This window comes from Corynebacterium haematomassiliense (assembly GCF_013978595.1).
Lineage (GTDB): Bacteria > Actinomycetota > Actinomycetes > Mycobacteriales > Mycobacteriaceae > Corynebacterium > Corynebacterium lehmanniae.
The window spans coordinates 1,757,684-1,782,389 of the sequence record NZ_JACDTZ010000001.1; the positions used below are offsets into that span (position 1 = coordinate 1,757,684).

23 protein-coding genes are annotated in these 24,706 nt (G+C 64.4%); 10 read left to right on the plus strand and 13 right to left on the minus strand.

The genetic code is table 11. The annotated features are described in order from the left end of the window. Positions 1 to 881: 881 nt before the first annotated feature. The 10 genes from H0193_RS08290 to H0193_RS08335 all read right to left on the minus strand — a co-directional run bounded on the left by H0193_RS08290 (position 882) and on the right by H0193_RS08335 (position 13,075). Entirely contained in the window at positions 882 to 1,649 is a 768-nt protein-coding gene (locus H0193_RS08290) for an ATP-binding protein (RefSeq protein ID WP_070771239.1), read from the minus strand. 3 nt (positions 1,650 to 1,652) lie between these two features. Then, positions 1,653 to 3,293 (minus strand): IS21 family transposase, encoded by a 1,641-nt coding sequence (gene istA, locus H0193_RS08295; RefSeq protein ID WP_181889366.1) that lies wholly within the window; start codon positions 3,291 to 3,293, stop codon positions 1,653 to 1,655. Between the two features lie 101 nt (positions 3,294 to 3,394). Continuing rightward, positions 3,395 to 3,823: an ImmA/IrrE family metallo-endopeptidase gene (locus H0193_RS08300; RefSeq protein ID WP_338026628.1), complete on the minus strand. Its 429-nt coding sequence runs from the start codon at positions 3,821 to 3,823 to the stop codon at positions 3,395 to 3,397. 378 nt (positions 3,824 to 4,201) lie between these two features. Further along, positions 4,202 to 4,537 (minus strand): type II toxin-antitoxin system HicB family antitoxin, encoded by a 336-nt coding sequence (locus tag H0193_RS08305; protein WP_181889368.1) that lies wholly within the window; start codon positions 4,535 to 4,537, stop codon positions 4,202 to 4,204. Between the two features lie 3 nt (positions 4,538 to 4,540). Next, on the minus strand, positions 4,541 to 4,792 hold the full coding sequence (locus H0193_RS08310) for a toxin HicA (RefSeq protein WP_181889369.1): 252 nt from the start codon (positions 4,790 to 4,792) through the stop codon (positions 4,541 to 4,543). Positions 4,793 to 4,818: 26 nt separating this feature from the next. Next, a complete protein-coding gene (locus H0193_RS08315) occupies positions 4,819 to 5,961 on the minus strand; it encodes a DUF3322 domain-containing protein (RefSeq protein ID WP_181889370.1) in 1,143 nt (380 codons plus the stop codon). Next, positions 5,948 to 9,235, minus strand: coding sequence for an ATP-binding protein (locus tag H0193_RS08320; RefSeq protein WP_181889371.1), 3,288 nt, complete (start codon positions 9,233 to 9,235; stop codon positions 5,948 to 5,950). Before H0193_RS08320 ends, H0193_RS08315 begins: the two co-directional genes overlap by 14 nt. Then, complete coding sequence (locus H0193_RS08325) at positions 9,232 to 9,831, minus strand: DUF4194 domain-containing protein (protein ID WP_070843844.1); 600 nt, start codon at positions 9,829 to 9,831, stop codon at positions 9,232 to 9,234. The genes H0193_RS08320 and H0193_RS08325 overlap by 4 nt, the downstream gene beginning before the upstream one ends. Continuing rightward, positions 9,828 to 11,294 (minus strand): DUF3375 domain-containing protein, encoded by a 1,467-nt coding sequence (locus tag H0193_RS08330; protein WP_181889372.1) that lies wholly within the window; start codon positions 11,292 to 11,294, stop codon positions 9,828 to 9,830. Before H0193_RS08330 ends, H0193_RS08325 begins: the two co-directional genes overlap by 4 nt. A gap of 341 nt (positions 11,295 to 11,635) precedes the next feature. Then, entirely contained in the window at positions 11,636 to 13,075 is a 1,440-nt protein-coding gene (locus H0193_RS08335) for a PIN domain-containing protein (RefSeq protein WP_181889373.1), read from the minus strand. 103 nt (positions 13,076 to 13,178) lie between these two features. On the opposite strand from H0193_RS08335, the gene H0193_RS08340 reads away from it, so the two are divergent. The 4 genes from H0193_RS08340 to H0193_RS08355 all read left to right on the plus strand — a co-directional run bounded on the left by H0193_RS08340 (position 13,179) and on the right by H0193_RS08355 (position 15,298). Continuing rightward, a complete protein-coding gene (locus H0193_RS08340) occupies positions 13,179 to 13,646 on the plus strand; it encodes a hypothetical protein (protein ID WP_181889374.1) in 468 nt (155 codons plus the stop codon). 156 nt (positions 13,647 to 13,802) lie between these two features. Then, positions 13,803 to 14,159, plus strand: coding sequence for a hypothetical protein (locus H0193_RS08345; RefSeq protein WP_181889375.1), 357 nt, complete (start codon positions 13,803 to 13,805; stop codon positions 14,157 to 14,159). Between the two features lie 144 nt (positions 14,160 to 14,303). Further along, positions 14,304 to 14,720 carry a membrane protein insertase YidC gene (locus H0193_RS08350; RefSeq protein WP_181889376.1) on the plus strand — a complete coding sequence of 139 codons (417 nt, stop codon included), beginning with the start codon at positions 14,304 to 14,306 and terminating at the stop codon, positions 14,718 to 14,720. A 173-nt stretch (positions 14,721 to 14,893) separates the two neighbouring features. Next, the gene (locus H0193_RS08355; protein ID WP_181889377.1) at positions 14,894 to 15,298 is read left to right on the plus strand and encodes a hypothetical protein; all 405 of its coding nucleotides are present in this window, start codon (positions 14,894 to 14,896) and stop codon (positions 15,296 to 15,298) included. 64 nt (positions 15,299 to 15,362) lie between these two features. Here H0193_RS08355 and H0193_RS08360 read toward each other — a convergent pair whose 3' ends face one another. From H0193_RS08360 to H0193_RS08370, 3 genes are all read right to left on the minus strand, one after another. Then, positions 15,363 to 16,070, minus strand: coding sequence for a hypothetical protein (locus H0193_RS08360; RefSeq protein WP_181889378.1), 708 nt, complete (start codon positions 16,068 to 16,070; stop codon positions 15,363 to 15,365). A gap of 68 nt (positions 16,071 to 16,138) precedes the next feature. Continuing rightward, positions 16,139 to 17,833, minus strand: coding sequence for an ATP-binding protein (locus H0193_RS08365; RefSeq protein WP_181889379.1), 1,695 nt, complete (start codon positions 17,831 to 17,833; stop codon positions 16,139 to 16,141). Between the two features lie 222 nt (positions 17,834 to 18,055). Next, positions 18,056 to 19,288, minus strand: a complete 1,233-nt coding sequence (locus H0193_RS08370; protein WP_181889380.1) for a dicarboxylate/amino acid:cation symporter — start codon at positions 19,286 to 19,288, stop codon at positions 18,056 to 18,058. Positions 19,289 to 19,375: 87 nt separating this feature from the next. Between H0193_RS08370 and H0193_RS08375 the strand changes: the two genes are divergently transcribed. The 6 genes from H0193_RS08375 (at position 19,376) to trpCF (ending at position 24,703) form a co-directional block, all read left to right on the plus strand. Continuing rightward, positions 19,376 to 19,825, plus strand: a complete 450-nt coding sequence (locus tag H0193_RS08375; RefSeq protein ID WP_236883438.1) for an SdpI family protein — start codon at positions 19,376 to 19,378, stop codon at positions 19,823 to 19,825. A 6-nt stretch (positions 19,826 to 19,831) separates the two neighbouring features. Next, positions 19,832 to 20,041 (plus strand): winged helix-turn-helix domain-containing protein, encoded by a 210-nt coding sequence (locus H0193_RS08380; RefSeq protein WP_181889381.1) that lies wholly within the window; start codon positions 19,832 to 19,834, stop codon positions 20,039 to 20,041. A 185-nt stretch (positions 20,042 to 20,226) separates the two neighbouring features. Further along, positions 20,227 to 21,729 (plus strand): anthranilate synthase component 1, encoded by a 1,503-nt coding sequence (locus H0193_RS08385; RefSeq protein ID WP_181889382.1) that lies wholly within the window; start codon positions 20,227 to 20,229, stop codon positions 21,727 to 21,729. After that, positions 21,726 to 22,337: a glutamine amidotransferase-related protein gene (locus H0193_RS08390; RefSeq protein ID WP_181889383.1), complete on the plus strand. Its 612-nt coding sequence runs from the start codon at positions 21,726 to 21,728 to the stop codon at positions 22,335 to 22,337. Before H0193_RS08385 ends, H0193_RS08390 begins: the two co-directional genes overlap by 4 nt. Continuing rightward, positions 22,330 to 23,349 carry an anthranilate phosphoribosyltransferase gene (trpD, locus tag H0193_RS08395; RefSeq protein ID WP_181889384.1) on the plus strand — a complete coding sequence of 340 codons (1,020 nt, stop codon included), beginning with the start codon at positions 22,330 to 22,332 and terminating at the stop codon, positions 23,347 to 23,349. Before H0193_RS08390 ends, trpD begins: the two co-directional genes overlap by 8 nt. After that, positions 23,342 to 24,703 carry a bifunctional indole-3-glycerol-phosphate synthase TrpC/phosphoribosylanthranilate isomerase TrpF gene (trpCF, locus tag H0193_RS08400; RefSeq protein WP_269952749.1) on the plus strand — a complete coding sequence of 454 codons (1,362 nt, stop codon included), beginning with the start codon at positions 23,342 to 23,344 and terminating at the stop codon, positions 24,701 to 24,703. The genes trpD and trpCF overlap by 8 nt, the downstream gene beginning before the upstream one ends. The last annotated feature ends 3 nt before the right edge of the window (positions 24,704 to 24,706 follow it).

Here is a 24,706-nt window from a genome sequence, read left to right on the forward strand (position 1 = left end):
GCTCCAGGAAGGCCGGCGCGTGGACGCGCGAAGAGTGGCGAGATAGTCCCGCTTGGCCGGGGATTTCTCGTTGTTGGTGTCTGTGATTTTGACTGCCAAGTAGATCAGCTCAACTCGCTAGTAGAGGTTTGATATTTTGCTCCGCACGATGTCTTACGACGCGTCCGGAGCCCCCGCTGGCTCAGGGACAATACCCTAGATCGCTCTCGTCGTCACAGGTCCCAGCACTTCCGAAACGGACTCGTTTATCTCAACATTCTGACGCTCTGCCGAGTCGTAACGGGGACGAATACCAAGTCCTTCAAGGCGGTTGACGACACGTTGGATCTGTTCCTCCGGGTCAGGTAGAAATCGGATTCGACGATGCGAATAATCACCCAGCCGAGGCGCACCAACTCTCGCTGTCTCGCTTGGTCTGCAATCGCGAATTCTTCACTCGGTGTCTTGGAAAGCGAGGCATAGCTACTGCACCCAGGTAGCGTTCCGCATCTCTTTCCGTGATCTGCCCATGGCTCCAGGCGCGGGTAACCGTGCCATAGAATCGGCCGCCGACGCGCGAGCGTACCAATACGTGAAACGGAGGAGCGCCACCGTTTTCGCGCGGTTCAGAGCGGCTTGCTTTGACCAGTTCGATCACGCCTGAAGCCTCTTCGCGTGAGGTGAAGCCCAGCTCAACTAGCCGCCAGAGCATCGCTTCCCGGCTCAGACCGAAACGTTGCGAAAGCCGGTTAACGGAATCCAGCGAGTCTGCGTCGGTGAAAAATCGCTCCACTGCCTCCGCCGGAGTGTTTAGACCACGTGTTTAGTAACGGTGTGGTGAGTATCGGGTAACGCCCGGGTGAGTATCGAGTAACACCCGGGCGTTTTGGGGTTTGGCGGGGTTATTGGGTCAGTCGCATGTTGGTGCCTTCGAGTGTGATGATTTCGGCGCCGGCGACGAGTCGGTTGAGGATGGATTCGGCGATGACGGCATCGGGGATGGATTTGTACCACTCGTCGGGTGTGAACTGGGATGTCACGATGGTGGATCCGCGGGGTTCGCGTTCTGCGAGGATATTGAGCAGTTGGTGTGCGGTAGCGGCATCGATTGGGGTGGTCAGGAAGTCGTCGAGGACTAACACGTCTGTGTTGTGTAGGTCTTCGAGGAATGTGATGCGGGCTGGGTCGTCGTGTTTGAGCACGGCGAGGTGGTTGGCGAGTGTGTCGGTGCGGAAAAAGCGCGCGGAGTAGTCGTTTCGGCACGCCGCGGTAAGCAGTGCTTGGGCGAGGTAGGTTTTGCCGACGGAGGATTTGCCCAGGATGACAATGTTTTGTGCGCTTTGGCACCATTGGCAGTGAGCGAGTCGGGTGATTTGCTCTTTGTTGATGGTGCGGCCGGGCGTGTAGGTGATGTCTTCGATACAAGCATCGGGATTTGGCGATCGGGATGCTTTGAGCAGTTTGTTGACTCGCCTCTCACGCTTGGCCGCTACCTCTTTGTCGAGTGCGTAGAGCACCTTGTCGGAGAAGCTCCAGTCGTCGAAGGCGGGATCGGCGGCGATGTCGATGACGCTTTGTCCGAAGGCGGTCATGCGCAGGTCGGTAAAGATCGGCAGGACTGATTCGTCGAGGAAGCGGGCGGATGATGATGCTGGTTGCGGGTGGGGCATGGGTTATGCAGATCCTTTCTTGGTGAGGTTTTCGAGGCTGAACTGGGCAGCACCACCGAGGTAGGCGCCGCGGGTGTCACGCGCTGTCGGGGCAGGCGCACCGTCAGCGGGTCTGCCAGTTGGTTGACCGATTGGTACATCGGTGCCTGTGGGTCGTGTGGAGGTGTCTTTGCGCACGGCGGCCATCATGTTTTTCACCGCGGTATACGACACAGCACGCCTGGCGCCGTCGGTGGACACCAAACGTCTGCAGGCTTCTTCGAGGATTGGCTTGTTGGCGTGTTTGCCCATGTTGAGCACGTTGCGGCACGCTTGGTACGCCTGGGCAGGGATCGCTTTGGCTTCGATGAGCTCGGCAATCACCTGGCGTGTGGCCGGCCCGATCTTGGCGGCTTCGCGCAGGAAGTACTCGCTTGTCCATAACCCACGGGTGTCACCTATGTTCGCCGGGATGTGGTCGGTGTCGGTGACATACACCCCGCGGGCACGTGCGCGTTGGTGGGTGGCCACACGCTGCCCGGCGTCGAAGACGGCGAGACTGTCACCGGTGATGCGCACATCCACGGTGCGGCCCACCAGCTGGTTAGGTACCGAGTAATGCGCGTTGTGCACTCTGATGTGGAAATTGGGCGCGACTTTGGCGCGTTTCCATTCGGTACGCTGCCACGGTGTTTCAGGCAGCGCGGTGAGCACGTCGCGTTCGAACTGATCGAACAATGCGCGTCTGCTCGTCGCATTGCCGCGAAACGGCGTGGCAGCGTTAATCCCATCGACCAGGGCGGTGATTTTTGCGTTGAGCTCGTCTATCCCAACGCACTGGTGGCCATCGAGTGCGTGGATGACGTTTTGGGTGACGATCTTGACTGCGGCTTCGACGCTGGCCTTGTCTTTGGGTCGTTTCGCCCGAGCCGGCAACGCGGCGGTGTTGTAGTGCTCCAAAAACTCCTCGTAGGTGGAGTTGACCCGACGATTTTTGTCCGCGGCACTAATCGCGTTCGAGGCTGTCGAGGCATTATCCGGCACGATGACCTCGGCAACCCCGCCGAAGTACTCAAACGCGCGGATATGAGCTGCAAGCCACGCGTCCTGGCGCTCATCCGCGCACGCGCAGGCGAACACCATCCCCGAATACGGCAGCGAGGCGACAAAGATACTGACCTTCGATCCTTGTCCGCCGGTGGGGTCAAACAACCGCATCTTTGTGCCTGCCCAGTCCACCTGCATCGTATGGCCCGGGGCATGGGTGATCCTGGCGGTCAGCCCAGCTGCATCAACGTGTTGGGCCACAAGCTGGCGAAACCGCTCGTAGCTGTAATACCGCTGGCCTGGGTCCGCAGGCTGTGCGGTGTAGCGACCCCACAACACCTGCAGGGTCGCCTTGTTGCGCCCGGTGCGTGCCTTGGCGACAGCGTCGAAATCGATCGGGACGAAATCGCCCTGAGCATGGCTGCGCCCGTCGACGAACCAGTCCACCAGCTCATGATCCGCAACCCCACGAAGTTGCTCACGGGTTGTGATGTTGTGTTCCACCAGCGCATCGCGTGCTTTTTGCACGGTGGTGTGCGAGCACCGCAAACTCGAACAGATTTGGCGGACAGACCAGCCTTTGAGCACTTGATCCATTACCGCCCGGTAGTCAGTCACAGTCAGACTCCTCTGGTAACGCCGCGTGCCCTGAAGTCACGCGGTCACCAGAATCCTCCCCCGGACTGTTACTGGATGCTCACCAATGCGTTACTCGATACTCACCACGGTGTTACTAGATACGACCGCGCAACAGCCGGAGCGATAACCGCAGCCGCGAACCTGTTGCACCAACGCCCGACGCCCGCATGTTCAGAGTGATCAGAAATACCGGTGCGCCCAACAACAACGTGGCCCAATTCGTGGGCCAAGCTGAACAACTGGGCAGTTTTGGCATCCGCGGTGTTAACAAACACCAAGACGTAACCGCCGTCTTCGATTGTGAAGCCTCGGAACTCGCCGACGCTGAGCCTTCTCGAAGTTGTGTTCCCGGCAATCGAGTTTCTCGCCACCAGGATTCCGTCTTCCTCCATGGCCGCAGCGAGTTCGGCTACGTTGTCGCTTCCCGGGAGTGCCTCTCTCGATACCAAGAAGTTCCCTGGTTCGCTCTGCCGTTTCAGCCGGATCCTGCTCGATCGTGGCCGAGGCATACATCTTCGGTGGGGCGATACCCTCTTCAGCAGCGAAATCGGCGTACCAAGCGAGCCTGCTCTGACTCGAACGGATAGTCTCCCGCAAGTTGGCACTCACGGTGCCCACCGCCTTGTTTCCGACGGTCCAAAAATCCGTCACACCTACTCGTTCGCCCGACGGCTCGTCCAATAGCAATCGGCCAAATGGAATGTGGGCGAGCTTCGCGAGTTCCCTCGCCTGCTTCAGCGTTGGGCGAGTCTCACCCGAGTGCCACTGTGGAAGCTTGGGGAATCGCTTCTCCAATTCAGCTTCCGGCAGGCCAGTGCTATCCAGCGCCCACGCAAGCATGTGAGGCTGGATATTGACCCGGACAACGCTCATCCCGAAGTTCCCGTTTACGCGTTCGCGAGCTTCTGCGTCACCCAAGCGTTCAAGGACACGCCCTCCCGCGCGGCATCCATGGCAAGACGGCGGTGGAGGGAGCTGCTGACACGCACGTTGAACCGTCCGGAAAAATCGCGCTGACCGAATGGTTGGGGGATAGGTTCCCCGGTTTGCTGCATGTCTGCGATTACCTCAGCGACAAGCTTCCGAAGTCCAGCACTTGACCGCTGGGCATCCTCATCGAGCCAGCTCAAGGACGGGAACTCGGCAACGGTGGACACGTACTCACCGTCCTCCTCAGACCAGAAGGTTTGGTAAGTGTACTTATCCGACAAGCGTTCAGTCATCGTCTACTCCTGCTCTTCTAGCTTCTTCACCGCTGCCAGCACCTGTTTGACCTGGTACGGCTTCGCCTTTCCGCGGCGGTTCTGGATATTGACGCGCGGATCGCCAACCCAGGGTGTCTTGTATGTGTCGTGATCTCCGCCGCTGTTGGGCCGCTTCTCAAAGAAGTGGTCGCACACCTTGCGGAGATCGGCGTAACGAATGTTGTTGCCGGAACGCTGCATCGCGTCCAGGATCTTTTGGATATCGTCCCCCATGGGAACCATCAGTACCACACATAGTACTACTCCGCAGTGGGAGCACAAGGCCCCCACACCGCCGCAAACTCCGGTATCGCCAACGCCCACTCCAAGGACACGCGCTCCTGCTCCAATCGCTTCGCACCGGAGGCGACCAGGAACCGGCGGGCGCGGTCCTCGTCGTCGGTGAGGTGGGGGAGCACCCGAGTTGTGTCGCCGGGGTCGGCCACGGCGAGGTGCAGGAAGCGCTCCACCGTCTCCACATCCATGGCCACGCTGACGACGGGGACGGGGGCGCCGTCGGCAGCCAGGCGGGTGCGCAGCGCGTTCAGGATGGCGTAGCCGTCCGCATCCGCGTCGCCCCAGTACAGCACCCGGCGCGCCCCGCGCACCCACGGCAGCTCTGGAAGCGCGCCTGCGGTGTACCCGGATCCCCACACCAGCACCGCGCCCGAGCCTTCGGGAGCCTGGGGCAGCGCCAGGAACGTCTCCTTGTTCTCCACCACGATCACCAACAGACCCTCCGGCAAATCCAACGACCCGAACGGCACGGCCACGTCAACCAACCCTGGCGCGGGCGCAAGCGCGCCGTCCAAGAACCGCACGCGCACCATCCTGTCGCCCTCAGCCAAGCCCAGGTCAGACACCCCGAGCAGGCGTTGCAGCAGCCCCCGGTGGGCGGCGATCCACTTGGTGTCCAGCCCTTCGATCGGTACGGCGCGGGCGCGCAGACCCGAGGAAGGTTTCACGTGAAACCATCGCAGAGCGAGGCACAGGCGGGTGAAGTCGTCGTCCGACAACGCCAGCCACGCCGACCACGAGCGCGCCGCCCGCTCCCGGAACTCCGGCCAATCCGGGAACAGCTCAACCAACACCGCAAACCGCTCGCGGGCCAGCGCAACCTCCCCGGCGCGCCCCGCCACCTCCGCCACCCGGTCCCACCCGGTCAGCGTCACGCGCACGGGCACGTCCTGTTTGCCCAGGCCCGCCCAGGACCGGGTGGCCCATTCCACCTCCTCGGCGGGCTCCCAGGCCTGCCAGGCGCGGACGAACTCGCGGGCACCGGCCTCGTCGGCAAGCACCTGCGCGCGTGTTGGGGGATGCAAAGGAACGGAGACGGCCGAAGGTTCGTCTAGAAGCAAAAGCTCCATGTTGAACTTCACGGGCAGCTGGTCAGGCAGGCGCATGGGTATCAATGAACTCGAAGGTGGAACGCGCGACGGGGTCTTCGGTGTAGTGGACCACGATGGTGCCGTCGACGTAAGGGGAGAGGGTCTTGATTAGCTTCATCGGCGTGGCCAGCACCATGTGGAAGCCGAAGCTTTCAAACACGTCCATCGCGGTGCGGGTGAACACGGGGTCGGCGCGGTCGAAGGCCTCGTCGAGCACCACGGTGGCGTAGCGGGGCACGTCCGCGTCCACGCCCGCCAGGCGGTAACGCAGCGCCGCGGCGAGGCAGAAGAACACGAGCTTCTGCGCCTGGCCGCCGGACAAGGACGCGGAATCCACGTGCGTGTTGTGCACCGTGCCGTCGGCGTCCACCTCGTTGCCCACGAACTTCACATGCCTGCGGGTGTCCAGCACGACGGTGCGCCAACTGCGGTCCGCGCGCTCGGAGGAGCCGAGGCGGTCCATGATCTTGGCCAGGCGGTGGTAGCGCTCGATGGCGGTCTTCTCGTCCGCCTCGCTCAGGCTGCCGGCGGTCGCCTCGCGCAAGTCCTGCAGGAAGTCGCGCACGACGCGGTCGCGGTTGTCGCGGACCTCAATCTGCAGGTAGCGCCCCTCGGTGTAGGGGGAGCGACGCAGCGACGCGTTGATGGGGCCCAAGTTGGTCTCAATGTCGCCCTTCGCGCGCTGCAGCTCCTTGTAAATCGTGTTCAGGTGCATCACGGACTGGCCGTTGAGCAGGTCCAGGAAGCGGCCGCGGAACTCCGGCAGGCGGTCCGAGCGCAGCATCTCCAGCCGCGCGATGGCCTCGCCGGCGAAATCGGCCGTGGCCTGCAGCTCCGCGGACTCCGCCGACCACTGGGACTTGTAGTTGGACAGGAGGTTCACGACGGCGTTGCTGGACTCCGTGATCGTCTTCGCCGCCTGCTTCGCCTGCGCATCCAGCTGCGCGGTGACCTTGAAGGCGCTGTCGCTTAAATTCTCCGGGGTCAGGCGGCGCGTGGTGGCCGCAAGCATCGCCTCGAGCTGCTCCGCCAACGAAGGCTCAACGTCCACGTGCTCCGACTCGATCCGCTTCAGCCGCGCCTGGTCGTCCTGCAGCGCCCGCTTGGCCACGGCGAGCTCGTCGCGCACCTCGCGCAACTCCTGCTCGGTGGCCTTCAGCGTTTCAGCCGCCTCACGCCACGCCCGCTCCAGCTCCTTGGCCTCGGGGGAGGAGGTCAGCCGCTCAAGCTCCGCGCGCAGGCCAGCCAACTGCTCTTCGACGCTCGCGGTGTCCACGCTGGCCCACTCCATGCCGGCAATATCCCGAGCCTTAGCAACGTCGCTGGCCAGCGCCTCTTGCTTGCGCTGCACCTCCGCCAGGCGGTTGCCCGCCGCCGTGGTTGCGCGTTTCGCCTCCGCCAGCTCCGCGCGCAGCGCCTCCACCTTTGCGTGGTTGGATGAGCCGAGGCGGTAGTTGCGCCGCTCGCCCAGACGCAGCCGGTCGTTCTTCACGTACCGGGCGGAGCCGGTCTTATCGGCCGGGTTGCGCTCCAACCCGTCGATGGTGGCCGCGCGCTGGTCTTGCCGCTCCAGCTCGTCCACGGTGCGTACCAGGGCGTAGTCGAAGGTGCTGGCCAGCATGCGCATCAGCCACGGGCGCATCGGGTGCTCCACCACGCGCACCTTATGAAACAGGCTGAGCGGGTTCCTCGGCCCGCGCGGCACTTCCACGCCCTCGGGCACGGTGCGGTACTCGAGCCGCATCCCGAGGTGCCGCCCGTTGACCCAGCTGCTCACCTCGCGCTCGCGCTCCGCCGGCACCAAAAGGGTCGCGGCAAACCCGCCGAGCAGGCGCTGGATCACGGGTTCCCACTCGGCCTGCTCGGGCAGCACGTCGATAAGCTCGCCCACATACGGCAGCTCGCGCACCGTCAGCCCGGTATCCGCGCACAGCTGCGCGCGCACCTCCACGTAGCGCTGGTCAATGTTGGAGGAGCGGTTGCCTAACGACGCCAACTCCGCCCCCACCGACGCCTCCGCGCCAGCAAGCCTCTCGTGTTCGCTTCGGGCCTTGAACCACTCTTCGCGCAGGCGTTCTTCCTGCTCCGGCGCGGCCGCCAGCTCCGCCGATGCCTGGGCCTTCAGCTCCGCGAAGCGCTCGGTATCCAACGCCCCGTCCAGCTGCACCAGGGCCGCCAGTTCGCGCAGCTTCGCGCTCCGTACAGAAAGTTGGTGTTCCTCGCGGGCGATGTTGCGCTCGATCTCGCCCAGGCTCTGCCCGGCCACCTGCTCCCGCTGCACCGCGGCGCGCTGCACCGCCTCCTGCTGGACTTCCTTCCTCGCAGAAAGGGATTGCGCCTGCACTTCGAGGGCGGCGAGTTGGGCGGAGCTGACGTCGATACGCTCGCGCAGCTGCTTCGCCTCAATCGCGCGCCGCACGTTGGGCAGGGCGGCAGACAGCGCCGCGGTGTTCTCCTGTGTCGCCTGCGCATTCTTGAGTTTGGTGTTCAGCCCCGGCAGGGGAGCGAGCGTCTCAATCTGCTGGTGCACGTCCTCGAGCCGCTCGTACGCCTGGCGCAGGTCCTCATGCGTGGCCACGGCGTCCTCCGCAACCTGGAACGTGCCCGGTACGTCCAGCATGTAGTTGCGGAACAGCTCGTCCATGCTGGACAGGGACTTCGCGGACTGCGTGCGGTGCAGCAGCATCTGCGCTTCCTCGCTGCCGATGCCCAGCTTGGAACGGAAGCGGTTGGCAAACACGGAGTACTGCTCCGTGAACGTCACGCCGGCGGTCTTGTACTTCGCCTCCAGCTTGCGTTTGTCCAGGGAGTTCTGCAGCAGCGGCACAAACCCGTCCACGTCCACCTCGCTGGGGAAGATGCCGTAGAGCGTTTTCACCTGCGCTTCCTGCTGCTGGCCCGCGTTTAAGCGGTAGATCGCGGCGAGCGTGAGCACCTCGCTGCCGGCGCGGTAGGTCAGCGCGACGATGCTGGCGGTCGCCCCGGAGCGCAGGTACTGGCTGCGGATCTCGCCGGTGGCCGGGTCCTCGCTGCGCCGCCACGCGCCGCGGATGTAGGACACGCGGCTGCGCCCCTTGTCGCGTCCCGTTTCCTGCTGCGCCGCGGCGTTGAAACGCAGTTTCCCGGGAGGGACGAGCACGGCGGAAAAGGCGTCGATAAGCGTTGACTTGCCCGAGCCGGACGCGCCGGTGATCAAAAACCCGCGCTCGCCGACCGGGATGTCGTAGTAGCCGTCGAACGTGCCCCAGTTGACCAGCTGCACGCGCGCCAGACGGAATTGTGCTGTCACTGCTTATCCCCTTCCTGGGCCAGGCGCAGGTACTCCTCGCGCAGCGCGTGGACGGTGTCCGCGTCGAAGATGTGGCGCAGCACGGGGGAGACCTCCCAGCGGCCCTCGGTCTCCGTGTCGGTGAGCAGGCTGTACTTGCGGATGGTGTTCACCGCCGCGGTGAACCGCTTCTTAAACCCGGACTCGTCCCGGTTGTCCACCGCGCGGACGTAACTGATGGCGCCGTACAGCTCGTCTTCGCCCACCACGACGCGCTCGCCCGGGGTGGACATGCCCAGCTCGTGGCGCAGCTGCAGCAAAATCGCGGTTTGCAGGTGCGTCAGCGCCTCCGTGCGCAGCACCGGCGGCACCTTCACGTCCTCGTTGTCCGGGCGGACGTGGCGCGTGAAAGCGATGCCGGCGTCCTCGTCCACCACCAGCTCCAAGAACACGTCGTGCAGCCGCGAGCGCAGCGCCTCCGTGTCGGTGGTGATGGCGTGCCACGTCTCCTTCTTCCGGTCAGCGGTGATCAGCGGGCCTTTGAGCAGGTCCACCAGTGCGCGCCGGGTTTCCTCGGACAGGGTGCCTGTGTCGCCCGTCCACAGCGGTTCCGTCATTGCATCTCCTTTACTGCTGCCGGGTCGAAGTGCCACCGCGGGACCGTCGCTAAGCGAATGCTCCCATCCTCTTCCTCAAAGCGCACCTCTTCGCTGCCGTCCTGGCGCACCCCGTGCTTGAGGGCCAGGTACACAAGGCCCACCACCGACCCCAGGCCCTGGGTGGCGGGGTGGCGCTCGAGCACCTTGCCTATCGACGCTCCTCCGGCCCGCCCAACCGTCTCACCCACCGCCGCAATCAGCTCCTCCAAATCGATCTCGCTTTCACGTACCGCCTGGTAGAGCGCCTCCGCGTCGCCCTTTCCGGGCTCGAACGCCTCCACCTCGGTGGTGATGACCTCCGCGCCGGGGTCTGCGAGCTTGATCTGCGCCACCGAGGCGATCTGCATGCCGATGCGCTGCAAGGGGGTGTCCATCTTGTGCGTGGCCGAAAGTTCCTCGCGCTCCGCGGCGTCGGCGGCGAGCTTGCGGGTGTCGCGCAACAGCTCGATCATGCGGCGGTCCTCGGCGAACTGCTCGCTGGCCACGTAGTTGCGCAGGTTGCGGGCCAGTCGCGTCATCATGCGGTTGACCTCGTAGCCGGCGTCCTCCATGTCGCGGAACAGGGTACGGAATTGCGCGCGCTCTTCTGCCGTCATCGCCGCGTTGTCGGCGCGCTCGAGCACCTGCCCGATCCACGTGTCCAGCCACGCGCCGCGCTCCGGGTCCACCACCAGCGAGTAAAACGCGTTGAAGCTCCTGCCCGCGTCGGATTCGCCGATCAGGTCCACGCCGGCGAAGATCTCGTCCAGCACGTCGCCTCTCGAGCCCTCCGGATCCAGCAGCTGCCGGCGCAACTGCGAATTCAGCGCTTCCAGCTCGTGGCGCACGCGCGCGAAGTCGCCGGGGATCGCGCTCGCCTGGCCCAGGATGTCGCCCACCCGTTCGCGCACGGTGGCGGGGGAGGGCAGCTCGAACTCACCGCGCTCCACCTGCGCAATCTCCGCCTCGATGCGCTCACGTTCAGCCTCGAGGTGCTTCAGGCGCGAGTCAATGTCCGGGTCGGTGTCCCGCGCGAGCGCTTGGAGGGCATTGCTTATCGACGCCACCCGGCTCGCCGTCACCGCCGACCTCGGCGCACTGACCCTGTCCATCATGTGCAGGGCGGTGAGCGCTTGCTCGCTGGGCTCGAGCGTCTCGCCCGTTTCCTTGGTGCCGGACTTGCGCACCAGCCACCCGGCCTTCACCCAGTCGTTGCAGTACGCCTGGGGTGTTTTCGGCAGCTCGAAGGTGCCGCGCAGCACGGCAAAGTCGTCCGCCATGAGCTGGTAGAGCTGCTCCGCCGGCCTCGCCTCAGCGCCGCGCGGGAAGTGCTCCGCCACGACCGCCAGCAGCACCGGGGCGTTGTCCGCGTGCAACAGGCGGATCGCCGCCGACTGCTCCTTCTCACGCTTGTACGTCAGCGCCCGGGCCTGAATGGTCATGCCGGCTATCATCCCATAACCCCCTCCCACCTGCACCGAGAAACTTTTTCGCTCTACATGTAGACACACTGGGGGCGATAGTCTATATTCGCTTTTGGGCCCCTCCGCCCACGGTCCATCCCCCCGAGACCGGTTGAGCACTCACCCACCCCCCCATTTAGAGTGCGAGCAGGCGGAGGGGTTTCCGCTTGCCCAAAAACTTTCGCACCCACACAAATGGAGTGGCCCGCCACCTCGTGTTCTTAGGTGGCGGGCCGCGCTTCGAATTTCTCCGTGTCTAAGTATAAACACGGATTGATTAAAGGAAAGTTCAAATTCAAAAAGTGTGTTAAATCACACCTTTAGAAGCTGGAGCTGCCGCCCCCGGCGCTGAATCCCGAGGAAGACACGGAGCTGCTGCTCGAGGATGCCGCCTGATCCGCCTTCACGTTGGACTCGTGCCAGGCTTGCATGTGCACGTACGGGACGTACCCGCCGTACCAGAACCCGGATTCGTAGACCGCCGGCGCGGTGAGCTTCTCGCGCTGCTTGACGTCGCTGAACTGCTTCTTCCTCACCTGGTCCAGGATCACGCGGTAATCGCCGAGCACGCGCACGAAGTCGTCCACGTAGGTGGGGGAGGAGGGGTTGGCGTCCAGCGCCTCGATGCGCTGCATGAGCAGGTCCAGCTCCTGGCGCAGCCCGCTATCTTTCACCTCGCTGCGGGCGCGAAGCACGTCCTCGCGGATTGTGCTCAGGTCCGCCCGGCGCGTGGCCGGATCGCCGTGCTCGACACCGAATAGGCGGTCGATGTTGTCCTCGGCGTTGGAGACGTGGTCCACGGACTCGGCGGCGTCCGCAAGCTGTTTGCGGTGCTTGTACACGTCCTTGTCGTCGTCCATGTTGATCGTGCTCAGCCCCTGCGCGCCGTGCACCAGCTCGTTCATGCCCAGGAAGCGGTCGCGCACCTCGGCCCACTGGCGGCGCAGCGTCTCGTCCGCAAACGCCGAGGACAGCGAGTTCGCCCGCACGTCCACCTCGTCCAGGCGGCCTGCGAGGCGGGTGTACTCGTGGGTGACAAGCTCGTAGTCCTCGCGGGCTTTCGCAATTGCCTTACGACGATTGCTCCGCACCGCCACCACACCCGCACCAACCGCGGTAGCAGCGCCGAACCCGCCCATGCCAGCGCCGACGATCGCTCCGCCTCGGTCATTTTTCGCGTCGTTGAACTTCCGGTCCGAAAGCCCGTCCGCGTCCATGGCCAAGTTCGCCGTGCGGAACAGGCCGGATGGGATGTTGCCTTCCTTCACGCCGGGTTTCATGGCATCCAGCAGGGATTCGCGATACGAGTCGTCGTCAAGCATGAGCTCTTGCGTGACATCGTCGCCTCCGTAGATGAACGCCTGGCGCGGATCCAGGCCAACGCCCACAATGAGCACGCCGTCGGCGGGGCGGCCGTTTTCACCCTTGGACTGGTCGATCAGCTCGGGGTACTGCGAGCGCAGCAGCTCCTCAACGTCGTCGAGGATGTTCTCGTGGTTGGTTTTGAACACCATGTAGTGGAAATCCGTGACCACGTCGGCCGCGTTGATGTTGGCGGTGTCGCGCTGCAGGCGCTGCTCGTCCTCGGGGGTGAGGACGTCCTGCGGGTCGTCGATAGTCGCGCTCGGCGCACCGGCTGCCTGGACGGTGTAGTGGTCGCGCTCCGGGACGTCGATGGCGTTGTAGACGGCACCCGCGCCACCAAGGCCCACAAGTGTGGCGACGCCAAAGATAGCGGCAATCTCTTTCATCATTCCCATGTGTTCAGGGTAACCCCGTGTAACGCAATGTGACTGGTGGGCGATACGCTCTTTACACGTGTCAGATCACTGGCAGGTACCCGATTTACTTAAGGAGATTGCCATGAAGCGCATCGCCACCGCTGCCGTCGCAGCAACCCTGTCCCTGTCCGCACTGTCCGCCACGGCATTCGCAGCCGACGCTGACACCACCCCGGCCAAGGAGAACCAGGGCAGCTCCGCCCAGGCTGAGGGCGACCAGGCTGGCGAGAAGGTCGGCTCCTCCGAGGTGTACAAGAAGTGCAAGGAGGAGAAGAAGGCCGAGTCCGAGAAGGGCAAGGAAGCCACCGCTGGTAAGGCCGCCACCGGCAAGGACGGCGACAAGGCCGAGCCGGGCAAGGAGAAAGGCTCCACCAACGCCACCGGTGAGTGCATCCAGCAGCTCATCGACAACCCGGACACCAAGCCCGGCATCCTGGGCCTGCTGATCGGCGTCCCGGTTGCCCTCATCGCCCTGATCGGCGCAGCAGCAGCGTTCTCCGGCGCTATCCCGGGCTTCTCCCTCCCGGCCCTGCCGGGCCTGCCGATGTAATTCGGCTCGCCTGAGCTTCTTACGGTCCGCTCCCATCGTGGGGCGGGCCGTTTGTCATATCTCGGTTTGGACACATTCTGCTGAGTTGCCCTGCAGCACTTCATGGATACGTGTTCTTCTTGCTCAAGGTAACCCAACCAACACAAGGAGAACCCCATGAAGCGCATCGCCATCGCGACTCTCGCAGCAACCATGCCCCTGTCTGTCCTGGCCTCGCCGGCACATGCGGCGGAGGACGAGAAGACGTCGTCTGAGGTCTACCAGCACTGCCGTGGTCTGGTGGGCTCCGCTAATGAGAAGGAGAAGGAAGAACTGCGACAGAACGGCGGCTCCTCCAATCCGGACGCCGTGTGCATCAAGAGCATGCTCAACAGCCCGAACTACCGCGGCGGTGTCATCGCTGTCTTGGTCGGTGTCCCGCTCGCCCTTGTGGCGCTACTTGGCGCAGCATCCGCGGCTTCAGGCATGGTCCCGGGCGTTTCCCTCCCGAATATGCCGAAGCTGCCGGTATAGGGGCCCTTCTGTCTGTCCCGTCCCTGCTGGGGTGGTGCCCCTTTTTGTCTCATTTTGAAAACGATTCGCCGAATCGGTTGAAAGCGTCTTTTAGACATGTGTTAACTCTTTGACAGGTAACCAAACCTACACAAGGAGAACACTATGAAGCGCATCACGTCCGCTGCTCTCGCAGCAACCATGTCCGTGTCCGTCCTCGCTGCACCGGCGTTCGCCGCTGAAGGCGACGAGAAGATGGGTTCCTCCGAGTGGTACCAGAAGTGCCTTAAGGAGCAGAAAGAGATCCAGCAGGAGATCGACAAAGCCCGAACTCCAGAAGAGAAGGAGCGTCTCGAGAAGGCTGTTAACAAAGTCTACGAAGAAGCGGGCATCGGCAGCTCCACCGATTCCGGTGTCTGCATCAAGGGCCTGACCCACGAGGACAGCGAGTATCGCTCCTCCGCCCTGGGCGTCCTGATCGGCGTGCCGCTCGCCCTCGTTGCTCTGCTCGGCGCGGCAGCGGCGTTCTCCGGCTCCATCCCGGGCGTTTCCCTCCCGGCGATCCCGGGCCTGCCGATGTAAATCGCGCCCCCAAATAACCCGGTTCCTGCAGCGCAGGGACCGGGTTATTGTTCTGCTACGAAGCAGTACGTCAGTTCCCCCTCCGCTCACAAGCGTTTCGCAGACAGGCTCCGTAGAAAGTTTGTGATCCGGGCGAGACACCCCGGGATAAATCCGACACGAGAAGGAGAATTATGTCTGCAAACACTCGTATTGCCGCATCGGCTACCGCACTCGTGCTGGCTGCCGCCGGCCTCACCGCCTGCAACGACAGCGACGGTGACACCGACACCACCAAGGAGGTCAGCTCCTCTAGCGCCGCCACCTCCGGCGGTTCTTCCTCCGGCAGCTCCAAGTCTGGCTCCTCTGCAGGCGGTTCCTCCGCGGGTGGCTCGGTTTCTGACGGTTCCGCGGGCGGCTCCATGTCCGGCGGCTCTTCCGCGGGCGGTTCGTCCGTTGGCGGCTCCGGCGACACCGGCCTAGGCGGCGCCGAGATGACCGATTCGCCGCTCGGCGGCGCCGAGGTCTCCGACTCCCCGTTGGGCGGGGCAGAGGCTCCGGAGCAGGTTGATCCGCTGAGCCCGCAGATGACGCCGTAAGCGCGGCACCCTAAAAGGCACCGGCCCGGAGTTTCCCTTCCTCCGCGCCGGTGCTTTTTCGTATCTAGAACGGCTCCTGCACCGCGCGAGTGATCACCACGGCGTCGGCGTCGATGCGCTCGTGCAACTGCCTATCGACGTCCTCCGGTCCATCCGACGTCAACAACCACCCCGCCCACGCCTCCTTGCCGGGGGAGAAGTACCCGTCGCCCTTGCCGATGATGTTCAGCGTGGCATCGCGAAGCCACAGGGGACCGACCAGCCCCGCGTGCTCCGTACCCTCCAACGGGGCCACGTATGGCTGGTAGGCGACGGCGTTGAGGTCGGCCACGGTGTCGTCGAAAAGCTTCTGCGCAAGCAGCATGTGCTCGGGTGAGCCGAGGTAGACGATGGTGGTGAGCGACAAGGTGCCGTGCGGCTCGTCGCGGAGCGTGAGGTCGGTCAGGCCGCCGAGGCTGGCGGGGAGGTGCGTCGGCGCGTCGTGGTCCTCGAAGAAGAATTTCTCGAAGGCGTTGTCGCGGTTGGTGGTGGCGAAGTCCACGAGCGCGTTGAGCTCGTACAGCCGCATCTGGTCCGGGGCGGGCAAGTTGTCGTAGGCCGCCTGGCAGCGCAGGTCCCAGAGGGTGAACTCGTCCTCGATGGGGTGCGGGCGAGGGGAGACCGCCGAAATGACAGCGCCGCTCGTTTCGATGCGCTCGCGGTAGAGCTCGTACGCCTCCTCGAGGTCGCGCTCGTGGGCCACGAAGTGGGTGGTGACGATCTCGAAGGGCATGCGCAAGAGGGTAGTCGATTGCGCCGGGAGCGGGGTGGTGCGGGAGCCGACGATGTTTCACGTGAAACCTAGTCGGGAAGGCGGTACTTTCGGTTCCTGCTCGTCGGTGGCGCGGTAGGGACAATTTCCTCGGCGTCAACCAGGTTTCGGAGCCTGGGGCGCAAGGAATTTACACTCACTCCGAGATGGTCCGCGATATCGCGTGCTGCAGCTTCCCCAACTTCCGTGAGATAGGAAATCAGCTTTCGATCGGCTTCGTCGACTTCAGGTTCGCCAACCGCAAGGACGAAAGTGTCGCTGGAACTACCCGCCCTGAGCAGATTGCGATCGGCCAAGTCACCCAGCAGATCACGTGCATCATCACTGTCGAGCCCGATATGTTCCCGCAACTCCTTGACCGACACACCACCGAGCCCTTGAGCGATAGCCAGGGCGATCTGCTCCTGTCGCGTACTTCCTGGCGCCACGGAGGCCAGCCATTGCGAAACCTCCGGATTGAGAATTCCGAAGCGATACAAGGTGACGGTGAACTCACCAATCCTCGCATCGAATTGTGGCTGAGGCAGGCCGTAGCGTTCCATGCCCTTACGCATTCGTTGGATGCCGCTCCCTTGATTCTCCGCCACACGCATCGACCCTGAAGGAGTGGGCAGGTTGCTAAGAAGATTGGCGAGCGATGGGTTACGGCTGACCGAACGATTTTCATCGATGTTGTCCACCGTCCGGTCACTCCATAAACCACCCGGACTGTTTACCTCAACTCGATCGGGGTACACATCCACCTGGACTTGGCGACCTTGAACTTGGGGGCTGTAGTCCCTGTGCATCACCGCATTCACAATCGCCTCGCGTAACGCGATCTCGGGAATCTCGGGCTCGTCGACCATGGTCGATCCCACTTCCACTGAACGTGTTCGAAGGTTGCGCATTACCGCCTTAATTGCGTCCTCCACCGCGAGCGGCAGGGGACCGTCGCAATGGGCTCGATCCACAAACCTGGTTTCCGAGACGGACTTCTCTGGTGAAGGGTGCACAGCCACGTCGATAAACAGCTGCGGGAAAAATTGTTGAGGGTAGCGTCCGAGAGCTAAGGCGCCAGCCAGAGTTGGGAGGCCAGCCCCGTCAAGTACGTGGAGACGTTCCAAGACTTCAGCGTCACTGGTCGTCCCAAGACGGATACGAGAACCGCGTTTCTCCAGCGATTCAATTAGGCCCCTCCATGCCTGCCCATCTAAGTCGTCGAGGCCAGCCTCACTGATGGGTGAGAGTTCCGAGAGGTCTGGCGTGTACAGCGTCGTGAGCTGAAACACCTCGTAGCTAGACAGTCTCTGGTCCCCATCCAAAACCCTCTTGTACGCGCCATCCCGCAGGCCTTGAGCTGTGACATAGCAGGGCATCTGCTGGCCCAATTGTGCGTCACCCCGCATCGGATGGACCCAAACTAGGATCACCGGAGAACCATCGACCTCGTCAGTCTCAATGTCGAAACGGGGGATGGGTGTCACAGGAGGCTTCTCTTGCCCCTGGCGCAGCGCACTTATGAGTTGGTCGTTCATGCGGGCAGGATCAAACCCCGGCGCCGGACTGAAGCTACCGTCACGTTGATTTTCCTGGATACCGAGAAGAATTACTCCGCCTTTGGTGTTGGCAAAAGAGCTCACCGCTTTCCAAAACGCGGTATCGAGTTTCCCCGTTCCAGACTTCGCCTCGATACAGTGATCATCGTTCCGTTGCCGTCGCAACCGGGCCATGATGTCATCCATGCGCTGACTCATACCCTCACTTTAGCCCTACCCTTACAGTGAGGCCCCGGTTCTCCGTCTCTTTTTACAGTGAGGGCCCATTTTCCCCTCACTTTTTACAGTGACGCCGTCTCTTTTTACAGTGAGGACCCTCCCAATACAGTGACAGCCCATAGTTTCACGTGAAACACGGGCAGAAGAAAACCGCCCCGGAGGGCGGTTCAGCGCGGCAGCAGGGGACTGCTACACGGCGGTGGAGCCGGATGCGGGGGCGACCGAAGGCTCGTCGATAGGCGACTGCTTGTGCAGCTTGCCCGACGCGAACTTATTCACGATCAGCGCGACCGCGCCGTCGCCCGTGACGTTGGCGGCGGTGCCGAAGGAATCGACGACGATGTAGGACGCGATCATGAGCGAGAGCATCGAATCGTCGAAGCCGAGGTTGGACTGCAGCAGGCCCGCGGCCGCCATGATGGCGCCGCCCGGCACACCCGGGGCCGCGATCATCATGATGCCCAGCAGGAGGATGAAGCCGAAGATCTGACCGCCCGAGATGTCCAGGCTGGCCATGTAGACGATGGACAGGGCGTAGAGCATGATCTTCATCATCGAGCCGGACAGCTGGATCGTCGCGCACAGCGGGACCACGAAGCCGGCGACGTCCTCGTCCACGTTGTTCTTCAGCGTGGACTCGTAGGTGACCGGGATGGTCGCCGCCGACGATGAGGTGCCAAGCGCGGTGAAGTACGCCGGCAGCATGTTCTTCAGTGCCTTGAACGGGTTCACGCCCGCAACCACACCGGCCACGAGGTACTGCAGCAGCACGACGACCAGGGTCATAACCACGGACAGCAGCAGCACCACACCCATGGCGGCCATGGTGTCGCCGAAGTTCTCGTTCATGCCCAGGCCCAGGAAGGTGCCGAAGATGTACAGCGGAAGCAGCGGGATCACGAAGGTGACCACGACCTTGAGCACGACGTCGTTGAGCTCCTCCAGCACGTTGTAGAGGTTGTCGGACTTCACTGCGGTCATGGCCAGGCCCACCACGAACGCGAGCAGCAGCGAGGACATAATCGCCAGCGGCGGCGGCATCTCCACGGTGAAGTAGGGGGTCAGGCCGCCCTCGTCGGGGTCAGCCACGTTGGTGATCAGGTCCTTGCCCGACAACAGCTTCGGGTACAGCGCGCTACCGGTGCCCCAGGCGATCAGGCCGGAGATGACGGTGGAGCTGAACGCCACGCCCGCGGTGATGCCCAGCCACTTGCCGGCGCCGCGGCCCAGGCCCGCAATCGCGGGCGCGATGAGCGCGAAGATCAGCACCGGCACGAAGAAGCCGAGGAAGTTGGAGAACAGGCCGTTGAAGGTGATGAAGACACGGGCGAGCCAGTCCGGGAAGAACAGGCTGCACAGGAACCCGAGAATGATGGCGACAACTACCCAGAAGAGTAGCGACCCTAAGAGCTTACTTTTCATGTGTCCAGAGTAGCCGGTAATTATACAGCACAGTGCATTTTTGGGCGCTTTTCTTTCGCTTCTGCCACCGCCGTATGCTTGGAAGCCATGAGCCCGTTTGAAAATATGAGCACTCTCAACGTCGTTGTCGGCATCATCTTCATCCTGCTGACCCTGCTTCTGCTCATCCCCGGCGCGCTCGCCGCCGGAGGCAAGCTGCCGGGCAACAAGTGGTTCGGCCTCCACGTCCCGGCGGTGCGCAAAGACCGCGCGATCTGGGACCAGGCGCACAAGGTCGCTGGCCCGTTTTGGGTGCTGGCGGGCGTGGCGCTGGCGTTCGGCGCCGCGTTTTCCTTCATCGCGTCCGGCTGGATGTGGCTGCTGCCGGCGGTGGCGCTGGTGGCGGCCGTCGTCGCGGCGTCGCTCGGCGGCAACTTCGGCGCGCGTGCGGCCGCGGCCGTGGAGCAGGCGCGGGAGCAGCAGGCGGAGGAGCCCAAGCCCGCGGTGAGCATTGATGCTTTACGACGAGCCGCCGGCCACGCCGACGACCAGAAGTAGGTGCCCATGACTTGGCAAGAAGCGATCCTGGATGTGTTGCGCGAGGCGGGGGAGCCGATGGCGTACAAAGACATCGCCGCCGAGATCGTCCGCCGCGCCCTGGTGGACGCCCCGCACACGAACCCGGAGGTTGCCACCCACGCCGCCATTACCGGCCTGAAAGTGGACGGCCTAGTCGCCGCCGCCCCGCGCGGCCAATATCGCTTGCCTGAATAAATATCCCGGCGGAATTTCGGTTCCGCTATAGTTGTCCCTTGTGACGTACACGACTTCTTTCAACTGGTGGTGGCTCGCCTAACTGGCGCGCCACCTACGAAGTCACGGCCCGCCAGCTTGCACCCCAAGCGCCGCGGGCCTTTTTTCACCCTCGGTGCGACGAATACGACAGAACCGAGGACCACATGCACTACACCCACCGCGAGGTGCGCTACCACGAGGACGTGGCCAGCCTCTTCGCCCACATCGGCGGACTCGACGCGGACGATTCCGTGCTGCTCGAGTCCGCCGACATCACCACCCGCAACGGCCTGCAGTCCGTGGCGGTGCTGCGCGCGTCGGTGCGCGTGACCTGCACCGGCAACCGCGTTGAGGTTCAGCCACTCACCCCGTCGGGCAAGGTCATCGCCGCGGATCTGGGCCTGGAGGACTACCGGGTGGGGGAGGGCGTCTACGAGTTCCCCGCCTCCCACGCCGCGGACGAGCGCGAGCGCCTCACCGCCCCGTCCACCGCCGACGTGCTCCGCGCGCTGACCACCCGCGCAGGCTACGGCAACGAGGACTTCCCCTTCCTCGCCGGCGGCTTCGCCTACGACTACCTGGGCACGTTCGAGGAGCTGCCCGCCGTGGAGGCAGGCCCGAACACCTACCCGGACTTCCAGTTCGTCCTCGCCGAGGTGCTCCTGCGCGTCAACCACGAGACGTCCACGGCCTACCTCGCGGGTGTGGACGCCGCGGGTGAAGGCATCGACCTCGAGCCGCTCGCATCGCTTATCGACGGCCCCGTGCCCGCCTATCAGCCTTCCACTGGGGCGGCGGAGCGTGCCGTCGTCAAGGCGACTGTGTCCGACGCCGAGTTCCGCGCGCACGTGGAGGGGCTCAAAGAGCACATCGCGGACGGGGACATCTACCAGGTGGTGCCGGCGCGCGCGTTCACCGCGGAGTGCGCGGACGCGTTCGGGGCGTACCGCAGGCTGCGCGAGTCCAACCCTTCGCCGTACATGTTTTACCTGCGCGGACCCGGCTACGAGCTGTTCGGCGCCTCGCCGGAATCCAACCTGAAGTTCGACCACACCACCCGCCAGGTGGAGCTGTACCCGATCGCCGGCACCCGCCCGCGCGGGCTCAACCCGGACGGGACGGTCAACCACGAACTGGACACCCGCATGGAGCTTGAGCTGCGCACCGACGCCAAGGAGGTCGCCGAGCACACCATGCTGGTGGACCTGGCCCGCAACGACATGGCCCGCGTGGCCGAGCCGCGCACCCGGCGTGTGCGGGAGCTGCTGCAGGTGGACCGCTACTCCCGCGTGATGCACCTGGTCAGCCGTGTCACCGCGACGCTAGCTGAAGACCTGGACGCGCTGGACGCGTACCGCGCCTGCATGAACATGGGCACGCTCACCGGTGCCCCGAAGCTGCGCGCCACCGAGCTGCTGCGCGGGGTGGAGGGCACGCGCCGCGGCTCCTACGGCGGGGCGGTGGGCTACCTGCACGGAAGCGGCGACTTCGACACCTGCATTGTCATCCGCTCCGCGTTCGTGGCCGACGGCGTGGCCACGGTGCAGGCTGGCGCGGGCGTAGTGCGCGATTCCATCCCGCAGACGGAGGCGGACGAGACCCTGCACAAGGCCTACGCGGTGCTCCAGGCACTCGCCGCGGGCCGCGAACTGGAGGTGCACAAATGATCGTTTTGCTGGATAACCAGGACTCTTTCGTTTACAACCTCGTCGACGCGCTCGCCGGCTTCGACACCGTGGTCTACCGCAACACCGTTTCCGCCGACACGGTGCTGGGCGCGGACCCGGAGCTCATAGTGCTCTCGCCCGGCCCCGGCTACCCCGCGGACTCCGGCTGCATGATGGAGGTCATCGAGCGCGCGCAAGGCCGCATCCCCATCCTCGGCATTTGCCTGGGTTACCAGGCGCTCATCGAGCACTTCGGCGGCCGCGTCCAACCATGCGGCCCCGAGCACGGCACCTCGGTGCCCATGCGACTCACCGCTTCGCACTCGCTTTTCGACGGTCTCACGGTCGGCGGCGCCCCCGGCCAACCCGGCCTGGACGTGCCGGTTGCCCGCTACCACTCCCTGGGCGCCACAGACGCGCCTGCAGGGATCACGCCGCTGGCCTGGACGGACAACCAGATCGGCGAGGTGATCATGGCCGCCGAGACTGACGACGGCTACTCCATCGGCTTCCAGTTCCACCCCGAATCCATCCTCACCCCCGCGGGCCCGCAGCTGCTGGAGCGCTGCGTTGCCCAACTCGTACAGAAAGGACGCGACAATGGCTGAGCACGTAGAGATTTTCCGACGCTTCATCAACAACCCCGAGCCCACCCTGGAGGAGGCTGTTGAGGCGTTCACCCCGCTGACCGTCGGCGACTACGACGACGTCCACATCGCGGCGCTTCTGGCCACCATCCGTACCCGCGGCGAGACCTTCGCCGACATCGCGGGCGCGGCCAAGGCGTTCCTTGCCGCGGGCCGCCCGTTCCCGGTGACGGGGGAGGGGATCATGGACACCGCGGGCACCGGCGGCGACGGCGCGAACACCATCAACATCACCACCGCCGCCTCCCTCGTCGCGGCCGCCGGCGGGGTGAAGATGATCAAGTGCGGCAATCGCTCGGTGTCCTCCAAGTCCGGCTCGGCCGACGTGCTGGAGGCGCTGAACATCCCGCTGGATCTGGATCCTGATCGCGCGGTGCGCCAGTTCGAGTCCTCGAACTTCACCTTCCTGTTCGCCCCGGCGTACAATCCTGCTATCGCCTTCGTGCAGCCGGTGCGTAAAAAACTCGGCGTGAGCACGCTTTTTAACACGATGGGCCCATTATTGAGTCCCGCACGACCGGAGTTCCAAATTATGGGTATCGCAAACCCTGGGTTGGGACCAACTATTGCGGAGACCATGAAAACGCTCGGGCGATCCCGCGCGCTCGTCGTCCACGGCGCCGGCACCGACGAGATCGCGGTCCACGGCAACACCCTCGTCTGGGAGCTCAAGGACGGCGAGATCTCGCACTATACGGTGGCGCCGGCGGAGCTTGGCGTCGATAAGCATACGCTCGAGGACCTCCGCGGGGGCGACGGCGAGGAGAACGCCGCGGCCATGCGCGCGACGTTTGCGGGGGAGGGGCCGGCCGCGCACCGCGACGCCGTGGCCGTGAACGCCGGCGCGATGTTCTACCTCTACGGCATGGCGGACTCGCTCGCCGAGGGCACCGCGCATGCGAAGCAATTGCTTGCCGACGGCTCCGTGTCCCAGTGGCTGCGCACTCACGAGGAGGCGGACTACAGTGGCTAGAATTTTGACTGAAATTGTGGCGAACCGTAAACGTCACATTGACGGAATACGTGAGCGTGTGGGTCACGTTAGTTTCGACACGTTACGGTATTCCGAGCGGTCGCTATACGATGCCCTGGCCGCCCCCGGCACCTCCTACATCATGGAGTGCAAGTCCGCCTCGCCCTCGCTCGGCACCATCCGCGAGGACTACAAGCCGGGGGAGATCGCGAGCGTGTACTCGCGCTACGCCTCGGCGATCTCCGTGCTGTGCGAGCCCGACTACTTCGGCGGGGACTACGACCACCTCGCCACCGTCGCCGCCACCACGCACCTGCCGGTGCTGTGCAAGGACTTCATCGTCGACGAGGTGCAGATCTACGCCGCCCGCTACTTCGGAGCGGACGCGGTGCTGCTGATGCTGTCGGTGCTGTCCGACGAGGAGTACGCGCACCTCGCGTCCGTTGCGGAGTCTTTGCGCATGGACGTGCTCACTGAGGTCATCGACGAGGACGAGGCGGCACGGGCCTCGCGGTTGGGCGCGAAGATCTTCGGCGTGAACCACCGCAACCTGCACGACCTATCCATCGACCTCGACCGCTCCGCGCGCCTGGCCGCGCTCGCGCCGGACGGGGCAGTGGTGGTTGCCGAGTCCGGCATCCGCGACGCCGCGACCGTCCGTAGGCTCGGCGGGCACTCCGACGGATTCCTCGTCGGCTCGCAGCTGACCTCCCAGCCGGACATCGACCGCGCCTGCCGCGAACTGGTCTACGGGCCGAACAAGGTCTGCGGCCTGCGCTCGGCATCCGCGGCCCAGACAGCGAAGGCGGCGGGCGCGGTGTACGGCGGCCTAATCTTCGAGGAGGCCTCTCCGCGCAATGTTTCACGTGAAACGGCCGCAGAGATCATCGCCGCGGAGCCGGGCCTGGACTACGTTGCGGTGTCGCGCCGCACCGAAGGCTACGACGAACTGGTCCAGCCCGGCATCACCGCCGTACAGGTCCACGCCCCGTACCAGGGCTCGCTCGAGGCGGAGCGCGCGTTGATCGAGCGCGTCCGCGGCGAGCTCGACGTCCAGGTGTGGCGCGCTGTCGACATGACGGGGCCAAACGATGCGGCGGGGGTGGCGGAGCTCGTCGACAAGCTAGTGCTCGATTCCGGCGCCGGCGGGACGGGGGAGCGGTTCGACTGGTCCCGCATCCCCACCACCGGTGCGCTGCTCGCCGGTGGGCTGACGCCCGACAACCTCGCCGACGCGCTGCGCACCGGCTGCACCGGCCTCGACCTCAACTCCGGCTTCGAAGACCCCCGCGGACACAAGGACGCCGCCGCATTGCGACGCGGCTTCGCCACCATCCGCGACTTCCACAATTAAGGA

Bases quoted from the DNA above. Each gene is read 5' to 3' on its own strand.
- H0193_RS08355 (WP_181889377.1), top strand. From the start codon at position 14,894: ATGTCTGCAAACACTCGTATTGCCGCATCGGCTACCGCACTCGTGCTG.
- H0193_RS08325 (WP_070843844.1), bottom strand. From the start codon at position 9,831: ATGACGGAACCGCTGTGGACGGGCGACACAGGCACCCTGTCCGAGGAA.
- H0193_RS08305 (WP_181889368.1), bottom strand. From the start codon at position 4,537: ATGACTGAACGCTTGTCGGATAAGTACACTTACCAAACCTTCTGGTCT.
- H0193_RS08310 (WP_181889369.1), bottom strand. From the start codon at position 4,792: ATGGGGGACGATATCCAAAAGATCCTGGACGCGATGCAGCGTTCCGGC.
- H0193_RS08380 (WP_181889381.1), top strand. From the start codon at position 19,832: ATGACTTGGCAAGAAGCGATCCTGGATGTGTTGCGCGAGGCGGGGGAG.
- H0193_RS08290 (WP_070771239.1), bottom strand. From the start codon at position 1,649: ATGCCCCACCCGCAACCAGCATCATCATCCGCCCGCTTCCTCGACGAA.
- H0193_RS08300 (WP_338026628.1), bottom strand. From the start codon at position 3,823: ATGCCTCGGCCACGATCGAGCAGGATCCGGCTGAAACGGCAGAGCGAA.
- H0193_RS08365 (WP_181889379.1), bottom strand. From the start codon at position 17,833: ATGGATGACATCATGGCCCGGTTGCGACGGCAACGGAACGATGATCAC.
- H0193_RS08315 (WP_181889370.1), bottom strand. From the start codon at position 5,961: ATGCGCCTGCCTGACCAGCTGCCCGTGAAGTTCAACATGGAGCTTTTG.
- H0193_RS08335 (WP_181889373.1), bottom strand. From the start codon at position 13,075: ATGGGAATGATGAAAGAGATTGCCGCTATCTTTGGCGTCGCCACACTT.
- H0193_RS08360 (WP_181889378.1), bottom strand. From the start codon at position 16,070: ATGCCCTTCGAGATCGTCACCACCCACTTCGTGGCCCACGAGCGCGAC.
- H0193_RS08345 (WP_181889375.1), top strand. From the start codon at position 13,803: ATGAAGCGCATCGCCATCGCGACTCTCGCAGCAACCATGCCCCTGTCT.
- H0193_RS08340 (WP_181889374.1), top strand. From the start codon at position 13,179: ATGAAGCGCATCGCCACCGCTGCCGTCGCAGCAACCCTGTCCCTGTCC.
- H0193_RS08350 (WP_181889376.1), top strand. From the start codon at position 14,304: ATGAAGCGCATCACGTCCGCTGCTCTCGCAGCAACCATGTCCGTGTCC.
- H0193_RS08390 (WP_181889383.1), top strand. From the start codon at position 21,726: ATGATCGTTTTGCTGGATAACCAGGACTCTTTCGTTTACAACCTCGTC.
- H0193_RS08330 (WP_181889372.1), bottom strand. From the start codon at position 11,294: ATGACCATTCAGGCCCGGGCGCTGACGTACAAGCGTGAGAAGGAGCAG.
- trpD (WP_181889384.1), top strand. From the start codon at position 22,330: ATGGCTGAGCACGTAGAGATTTTCCGACGCTTCATCAACAACCCCGAG.
- H0193_RS08370 (WP_181889380.1), bottom strand. From the start codon at position 19,288: ATGAAAAGTAAGCTCTTAGGGTCGCTACTCTTCTGGGTAGTTGTCGCC.
- H0193_RS08375 (WP_236883438.1), top strand. From the start codon at position 19,376: ATGAGCCCGTTTGAAAATATGAGCACTCTCAACGTCGTTGTCGGCATC.
- H0193_RS08385 (WP_181889382.1), top strand. From the start codon at position 20,227: ATGCACTACACCCACCGCGAGGTGCGCTACCACGAGGACGTGGCCAGC.